Origin of the sequence: Micromonospora sp. 15K316 (genome assembly GCF_004348525.1) — a bacterium.
In the GTDB taxonomy this organism is placed as follows: Bacteria; Actinomycetota; Actinomycetes; order Mycobacteriales; family Micromonosporaceae; genus Micromonospora.
This window is the reverse complement of the sequence record NZ_SMKG01000260.1, coordinates 1-7,632: the sequence shown is the minus strand read 5'-3', so window position 1 is coordinate 7,632 and position 7,632 is coordinate 1. Positions and strand designations below refer to the sequence as shown.

At 70.8% G+C, this 7,632-nt stretch carries 7 protein-coding genes; 5 read left to right on the top strand and 2 right to left on the bottom strand.

All coding sequences use genetic code 11. The features are described 5' to 3' along the window. The first annotated feature begins 97 nt into the window (after positions 1–97). From E1211_RS28705 to E1211_RS28695, 3 genes are read left to right on the top strand one after another with little or no spacing between them, the layout of a single operon-like run. On the top strand, positions 98–640 hold the full coding sequence (locus E1211_RS28705; protein ID WP_243709737.1) for a hypothetical protein: 543 nt from the start codon (positions 98–100) through the stop codon (positions 638–640). Positions 641–666: 26 nt separating this feature from the next. Then, complete coding sequence (locus E1211_RS28700) at positions 667–1,644, top strand: ArsA-related P-loop ATPase (protein WP_132352799.1); 978 nt, start codon at positions 667–669, stop codon at positions 1,642–1,644. Positions 1,645–1,698: 54 nt separating this feature from the next. Continuing rightward, complete coding sequence (locus E1211_RS28695) at positions 1,699–2,847, top strand: ArsA-related P-loop ATPase (protein ID WP_207915545.1); 1,149 nt, start codon at positions 1,699–1,701, stop codon at positions 2,845–2,847. Here E1211_RS28695 and E1211_RS28690 read toward each other — a convergent pair. Continuing rightward, positions 2,834–3,145 (bottom strand): WhiB family transcriptional regulator, encoded by a 312-nt coding sequence (locus tag E1211_RS28690; RefSeq protein ID WP_132352795.1) that lies wholly within the window; start codon positions 3,143–3,145, stop codon positions 2,834–2,836. The two genes, E1211_RS28695 and E1211_RS28690, sit on opposite strands and share 14 nt — an antisense overlap. A gap of 404 nt (positions 3,146–3,549) precedes the next feature. Here E1211_RS28690 and E1211_RS28685 point away from each other — a divergent pair, with 404 nt between their 5' ends. Beyond that, a complete protein-coding gene (locus E1211_RS28685) occupies positions 3,550–6,003 on the top strand; it encodes a transglycosylase domain-containing protein (RefSeq protein WP_132352801.1) in 2,454 nt (817 codons plus the stop codon). Positions 6,004–6,265: 262 nt separating this feature from the next. Here the strand turns inward: E1211_RS28685 and E1211_RS28680 are convergent, their stop codons facing one another. Further along, the gene (locus tag E1211_RS28680) at positions 6,266–6,721 is read right to left on the bottom strand and encodes a GatB/YqeY domain-containing protein (RefSeq protein WP_132352793.1); all 456 of its coding nucleotides are present in this window, start codon (positions 6,719–6,721) and stop codon (positions 6,266–6,268) included. Between the two features lie 25 nt (positions 6,722–6,746). Between E1211_RS28680 and E1211_RS28675 the strand changes: the two genes are divergently transcribed. Beyond that, the coding region (locus tag E1211_RS28675; RefSeq protein ID WP_132352791.1) for a metallophosphoesterase at positions 6,747–7,632 on the top strand (886 nt) is incomplete at its 3' end.

Genomic DNA, 7,632 nt, shown 5'->3' with positions numbered 1-7,632 from the left:
GAGACAGCCCGTGGCCTCCGCCGGTCCCCACCCCGGCCCGCCTGCCGCTCCGGCGGGCCAGCCCGGATTCGCGGCCGGCCACGCGGCGGCGCCGGGCGTGCCGGGAGCGGACCCGACCGGCTACCCGAGCGGCCAGCCAGGCGTTCCCACCGGCTACCCACCGGCCGGGCCGGGTTTCCCGCCGCCCGCCCCGCCGAAGAAGAAGCGCGGCGTGCTGATCGCGGCGATCGCTCTGGCGGTGGTCCTGGTGCTCTGCGTCGGCGGCGGCGTCGCCGCGTTCCTCACCCTGCGCAACGTGGAGACCGGCGAGGGGGCGGACGAGCCGGCGGCGGCGGTGGACCAGTTCCTCACCGCGGTCTACAAGGAGCGGGACGCGGCGAAGGCGGCGAACCTGGTCTGCGCCTCGGCCCGGGACGACGACAAGATCGCGGCGAAGGTGGCCGAGGTGGAGAAGTACGCCTCCGGCTACCAGAACCCCCGCTTCCGGTGGAGCGCCCCGAAGGTGGACAACCGGAACGCCGACCGGGCCTCCGTCTCGGCCAAGGTGACGATGACGACCTCGGACGAGAAGGTCGCCGAGCAGGAACTGCGCTTCACGGTGGTGCAGAAGACGGGTTGGTGGGTCTGCGAGGTCGCCTGACCGCCGCGGCTGGATAGGCTCGACGGGTGCGCGCAGCTGATCAGCCGGTGGACCCGGCCGCTACCGGATGGCCGGCCCGCCTGCACGTGGTCACCGGCAAGGGCGGCACCGGCAAGACCAGCGTGGCGGCGGCCCTGGCCCTGGCCCTGGCCTCCGGCGGGCGACGGACCCTGCTGATCGAGGTCGAGGGGCGGCAGGGCATCGCCCAGCTCTTCGGCACCGATCCGCTGCCCTACGAGGAGCGGCACCTCGCCGACGCCCCGGACGGCGGCGAGGTGCGGGCCCTGGCGGTGGACGCCGAGGAGGCGCTGCTCGAGTACCTGGACATGTTCTACCGGCTCGGGGCGGCCGGCCGCGCGCTGCGCAAGTTCGGTGCGATCGACTTCGCCACCACCATCGCCCCGGGGCTGCGGGACGTGCTGCTGACCGGGAAGGCGAAGGAGGCGACCACCCGTACCGTCGACCAGCGCCGGGTCTACGACGCCGTGGTGCTGGACGCCCCGCCGACCGGGCGGATCGGCCGGTTCCTCAACGTGACGGCGGAGACCGCCCGGTTGGCCAAGGTGGGCCCGATCAAGACGCAGAGCGAGGGCGTCGCGGCGCTGCTGCGCTCGCCGATCACCGCGGTGCACGTGGTCACCCTGCTGGAGGAGATGCCGGTCCAGGAGACCGTGGACGCCGTCGCCGACCTGACCTCCTTCGGCTTCCCGGTGGGCCGGATCATCGTCAACGGCACCCGCCCGCCGCTGCCGACCGGCCGGGTGGTCAGCGCCGCCGAGCTGCGCCGCGGCCTGCTCGCCGCGGGACTGCCCGCCGACCGGGAGATCGTGGCCGGCCTCCACTCCGAGGCGCACGACCAGATCATCCGCCGGGAGCTGGAGGATTCGCTCCGGGCCGACCTGGTCGAGTTGGGGCTTCCGATGATCGAGTTGCCGTTGCTGCCCGACGGGGTCGACCGGGCCGGCCTCTCCGCCCTGGCAGAGGCCCTGCGCGGAGCCGATTGACTCACACCTGTCGTCGGCACGGGCGCACGGACCCGGTCGGCCCGATACGCTCGATTGGTGCCTTCTGCAGACGTGGCGCCACAGCTGGATGTCGACCAGGTCCTCGCTGATCCGGGCGTCCGGATCGTGGTGTGCTGCGGCTCCGGCGGGGTCGGGAAGACGACCACAGCCGCCGCGCTGGCACTGCGCGCCGCCGAGCGGCACGGCCGCCGTACGGTGGTGCTCACCATCGACCCGGCCCGCCGGCTGGCCCAGTCGCTCGGCCTGACCGAGCTGGACAACACCCCTCGCCAGGTGAAGGGGATCGACGTCGAGGAGAGCGGCGGCGAGCTGCACGCCATGATGCTCGACATGAAGCGGACCTTCGACGACGTGGTGCTCCAGCACACCGACCCGGCGAAGGCGGCGGAGATCTTCGCCAACCCCTTCTACCAGGCGATGAGTTCGACCTTCGCCGGCACCCAGGAGTACATGGCGATGGAGAAGCTGGGTCAGCTGCACGCCCGGGGCGAGTGGGACCTGATCGTGGTCGACACGCCGCCGTCCCGCTCGGCGCTGGACTTCCTGGACGCGCCGGCCCGGCTCTCCCGCTTCCTCGACGGCCGGATGCTGCGGATGCTGCTCGCCCCGGCGCGCAGCGGCGGCCGGAGCATGTTCAGCCTGGTCACCGCGTCGTTCGGGATGTTCTCCAAGGTCGTGCAGAAGGTGCTCGGCGCTCAGCTGCTGACCGACCTCTCCGGCTTCGTGGCCGCGCTCGACTCGATGTTCGGCGGCTTCCGGCAGCGCGCCGAGCAGACGTACCGCATCCTGCAAGCCCGTGAGACGGCGTTCCTGCTGGTGGCGGCACCGGAGCCGGACGCGGTCCGGGAGGCCGCCTACTTCGCCGGCCGGTTGCGGGAGGAGCGGATGCCGCTGGCCGGTCTGGTGCTCAACCGGGTGCACCGGCCCACGGTGCCGCTGGACGCGGCCACCAGCCGGGAGGCGGCGGACCGGCTGGCGGAGCTGGGTGGGCACGAGGGCGCGGCCGACGTGCTGCGGGCACACTCCGCGCTGGCCCGTCAGGCGGTCCGTGAGCAGCAGGTGGCGGCCCGGTTCACTGAGGCGTTCCCGCAGGTGCCGACGGTGTCGGTGACAGCACAGCCCGCCGACGTGCACGACGTCGACGGGCTGCGAACGATCGGCGCGGCGATCAGCCGGTCGTGACCAGGTCCTTGCCGGTCTTCTCCTTGGCGTTCTTCTTCATGGCCGCCTCGAACATCTTGCGCCAGCTCGTCACCTGCGGGTGACGGCGCAGCAGCGCCCGCCGTTCGCGTTCGGTCATGCCGCCCCACACTCCGAACTCGATCCGGTTGTCGAGCGCGTCGGCCAGGCACTCGTACCGAACTGGGCAGCTCCGGCAGATCCGCTTCGCCACATTCTGTTCGGCGCCCTGTACGAACAGCGCGTCCGGGTCCCCGTTCTGACACGCCGCCAGCGACGGCCAGTCAGCAATCATGCCCATGCGTACACGTCCCCCCTTGCAGTACCTACCGACCTCGTTACACGCCAGCCGGCAATCCCCCCGATCGCCCGCCCGACCTTCCCCGAGGCGGCACGGACGACATGTGGCGCTGTCGCCGTCCACCATCATGCTCTGTAGTCAGTCGATTACGCAACGTTGTCGGCCAAATCCATCATTCCGGACACTCCCGGCTTCCCGGGCCCTCGACCGCCGCTTACCCCGCCCCGGAACGTGAAAACGCTGCGAAGGCCCGACTCGAGCAGGAAGACTCGCGGCAGGTCACACGCAACCACGCACCAGGGGTCGTGCGTTTAGCACAACGAGGGCAGCGCGCGCAGGAAATGGGGAAAGAACGCCCCAGCGCCCCTCGTTCCCTACTCGCGTACCCTGTCGAGGTGACCTGGATGCGGAAACGTGACCACAATGTGCTGACCAACGCCGCATCGCTGCTCATATGTGGCCTATTGGCCGGCGTGGTGGTCGCAGCTGCGGCCTTCCCCGCGGTGGCGATGTCCGGACTGGCCGCAAAGGCCGGCGCGGAGACATTCGGCGCTCTGCCCACGGAGCTGACGGTGGCCCGCGCCCCGCAGATCACTTACCTGCTCGCCAAGGACGGCAAGACACCGCTGGCCACGATGTACGACGAGAACCGTCGCGACGTGAAGCTCGCCGACATCTCGCCGTACATGCAGAAGGCCATCGTCGCCGCCGAGGATCACGACTTCTACAAGCACAACGGGGTCGACATCAACGGTGTCGCCCGGGCCTTCGTGAACAACCAGTCCGGCACCAACTCGCAGCAGGGCGCGTCCACCCTGACCATGCAGTACGTCCGGCTGGCCATCGCGTACTCGGCCACCCACCCGGCCGACGTGGTCGCGGCGACCGAGGACACCAGCGCCCGCAAGCTGCGGGAGATGCGGTACGCGCTCCAGATCGACAAGGAGCTCTCCAAGGACGAGATCATGGAGCGCTACCTGAACATCGCCTCGTTCGGCAACGGCGCCTACGGCGTCTACGCCGCCAGCCAGGTCTACTTCGGCAAGAGCCCGAAGAACCTCACCATTCCCGAGGCGGCCATGCTCGCCGGAATGGTGAAGGCGCCGAGCACCAACGACCCGACCACGAAGAGCGGCTACCCGCTCGCGCTCGACCGGCGCAACTACGTCATCCAGAACATGCTCGACATCGGCGCCATCACCCAGCAGGAGGCGGACGCCGCCAAGGCCACCAAGCTGGTCGTCAAGGGCAAGCGGGCGCCGAACGGCTGCGTGGCCACGAACGTGAAGGAGTGGGGCTTCTTCTGCGACTACTTCTACCGCTGGTGGTTGCAGCAGGAGACCTTTGGCTCCACCTCGTACGACCGGGAACGGCGCCTCAAGAGCGGCGGCTACACCATCGTCACCACCCTCGACCCGCAGGCGCAGCGCGGTGCCGACAAGGCCGTCCGCAAGGCGAAGAAGGTGACCGAGAAGGAAGCGGCCATGGTCGCGGTGGTCGAGCCGGGCACCGGCCGGGTCCGCGCGCTCTCGGTGAACCGCAACTACAAGCTCGACGACCCGAAGCACCCGGCCAACAAGCCGCACAGCGACCCGAAGCAGCGCGAGAAGGGCAAGCGCGGTAACTACCCGAACACGGTGAACCCGCTGCTGACCGGCGGCGACGGCATCACCGGTTACCAGGCCGGCTCGACCTTCAAGATCTTCACGATCGTGGCGGCGCTGGAGAAGGGCATTCCGCTCAGCTACACCTACAACTCGCCGCAGCAGTTCAAGTCGGAATACATCATCGACTCCAGCAGCAAGGCCGCCTGCCCGGGCACGCACTTCTACTGCCCGACCAACTCCGGCCTGAAGGCCGGCGGCGTACAGAACATGTGGAGCGCGTTCAGCGCCTCGACCAACACGTTCTTCGTCCCGCTGCAGCAGAAGGTCGGCGCGGAGAACGTGGTCGACGCGGCGAAGCGGATGGGCATCCAGTTCCGGGCCTCCAACGACGCCAAGTTCGCCAGCACCAAGGACCTCGCCCACCAGTGGGGCGCGTTCACCCTCGGCGTCTCGCAGACCACCCCGCTGGAGCTGGCGAACGCCTACGCCACGCTCGCCGCGGACGGCAAGTACTGCGAGCCGATCCCGGTGCAGGAGATCCGGGACCCGGACGGGAAGAAGCTGGACATCGCCAACCCGCGCTGCGAGAAGCGGATCAGCACCGAGGTGGCCCGGGCCGCCGTGGACGTCGCCCGCTGCCCGGTCGGTGACAACTCCCCGACCACCAAGTGCGGCAGCAGCCGTACGGCGGCGAACGTGCGGGGCATCGTCGGCGCGCCGGTGGCCGGCAAGTCCGGCACCACGGACTCCGAGAAGACGGCCGCCCTGGTCGCCATGACCAAGCAGTACGCAGTCGCGGGCATCATGGCCGACCCGGACTGGCCGCAGACCAACGCCAAGATGCAGCACGACCGGCCGCACGGCATCAACCCGCCGGTCTACGAGACGCTACGCGACGCCATGAAGGGCAAGAAGGACATCAACTTCGAGCCGCCCGGTCAGAAGATCTCCAACGGTGACCAGCGCTCGATCCCGGACGTGAAGTGCGCGTCCGTCGACACCGCGAAGTCCCGGATCAACGGCGCCGGCTTCGAGGCGGTCGTCTCCGACCAGCGGATCGCGTCCAGCTGCCCGGCCGGCTCGGTGGCCGGCACCAGCCCCGACGGCCGGACCATCAAGGGCGGCGTGGTGACCATCCAGATCAGCAGTGGCGGAGGCGGCGGCGGACCCGGCAACGGCCCCGGCAACCCGCCGGGCAACCAACCGGACCGACCGGGCAACGACCGACCGGGCAACCGTCCCAACGGCTGAACCTCGCCGGGCACTGCGGCACCAGCCGCCCGGCCCGGACCGCACCGTGTGAACGAAAACGGGCGGGCACCCACGAGGGGTGCCCGCCCGTCCGCATCTGACGAACCGCGCTCCGCGCGCCGATGTGCCCTCGAGAGCGCGCCGTGCTCGGCGCGCCCGAGGGGACTCCTTCGGAGAAGGAGTGGCCGTCGGCGACGAGGAGGGGACTCCCTCACCGAAAGAGTGGCTAGGGGCGACGCGGGGGCACGGGGCACCCCCGGGGTCAGACGCCGAGCTGGCGGCGTACCTCCGCGGCCACCCGGCCGCCCTCGGCCCGGCCCGCCACCGCCGCCTGGGCCGACTTCATCGCCGGGCCCATCTGCGCCTTGCCGGTGAAGCCGCCCGCGGCCAACGCCTGCGAGACGATCTCGGCCAGCTCGGCATCGCCGAGCTGCTTCGGCAGGTAGCGCTCCAGCACCTCGCCCTCGGCGGTCTCCTTCGCGGCCTGCTCGGCACGGCCGGCGTCGGCGAACGCGGCCGCCGACTCCCGGCGCTTCTTCGCCTCCTTGGTCAGCACCGCGAGCACCTCGTCGTCGGTGAGCTCTCGCTTCACCTTCCCGGCGACCTCCGCGGTGCCCACGGCGGCCAGGGCCAGCCGCAGGGTCGACGTGGTCAGCTCGTCGCGCGCCTTCAGGGCGTTACGCATGTCCGCGGTCAGGCGGTCCTTCAGCGTGCTCATGGACGGTCAAACTACCCTGATCGGCATGCGAAAGCGCACAGTATTCCGGCTCGCGGCCACCACCGCCGCGGTGGGCGCGGCCACCCTGGCGTACGCGTCGCTCATCGAGCGCAACATGTTCACACTGCGCCGGTACGACGTACCGGTGCTCCCCACCGACGCGGAGCCGCTGCGCGTCCTGCACGTCTCCGACCTGCACATGACCCCCGACCAGGCGCGTAAGCAGCGTTGGGTGGCGTCGCTGGCCGCGCTCGATCCCGACCTCGTCGTGGTGACCGGGGACAACATGGCCCACCCGGACGCCGTACCGGGGGTGCTCCGCGCCCTGCAACCGCTGCTCGACTACCCGGGTGCCTTCGTGTTCGGCTCCAACGACTACACCGGCCCGGTCTGGAAGAACCCGTTCACCTACTTCCTGCCGGAGCGGGAGTACGTGGAGGGCGTCCAGTTGCCGTACGAGGAGCTGCGCGAGGTGCTCACCGGCGCCGGCTGGCTCGACCTCAACAACGCCCGGACGACCCTGAAGGCGGGCGGGCGGGTCATCGACCTGGTCGGCGTGGACGACCCGCACGTCGAGCGGGACGACTACCCCGCCGTGGCCGGACCCGTCGCCGGGTCGGCCGACCTGTCGATCGCGCTCACCCACTCTCCCGAGCCGCGGGTGCTCGACCAGATGGCCGCCGACGGCTTCGGCCTGCTGCTCGCCGGCCACACCCACGGTGGGCAGGTCTGCGTACCGGGGGTCGGGGCGCTCGTCACCAACTGCGGGCTGCCCCGCTCGATGGCCCGGGGGCTGCACCGCTGGCCGGGCTCCGACTCCTGGCTGCACGTCTCCGCCGGTCTCGGCACCCATCCGACGGCGCCGGTCCGCTTCGCCTGCCCGCCCGAGGCGAGCATCCTCACCCTCATCC